1 protein-coding gene is annotated in these 244 nt (G+C 54.1%); it reads left to right on the forward strand.

The window, feature by feature from the left end; translation table 11 throughout:
- Nucleotides 1-244, forward strand: a 244-nt coding sequence (locus ACTHS4_RS12390) for a deaminase (protein ID WP_440366037.1), incomplete at both ends; no start/stop codon positions are given.

The raw sequence follows: 244 nt of genomic DNA on the forward strand, positions 1-244 counted from the left end.
GCATATTTCCGAGGAGAGAAAGACGGAGCTGGGCGAGGCTTTGAAAAACCATCCGCCTGTTGCCGTTTTCCCTTCTCAAGATGATATGGAAGCCTTTATGCGGCTGGCGATAGAACAGGCCAGACAATCGGCGGCATTGGGCGAAGTGCCTGTTGGTGCGGTCATCGTATATCAAGGCGAGGCAATCGCAGCGGCACACAATACCTGCATTGGCGACCACAATGTCAGCCACCATGCCGAAATC

Origin of the sequence: Neisseria sp. P0014.S009 (assembly GCF_051958155.1) — a bacterium.
GTDB classification, from domain to species: Bacteria; Pseudomonadota; Gammaproteobacteria; order Burkholderiales; family Neisseriaceae; genus Neisseria; species Neisseria flavescens_C.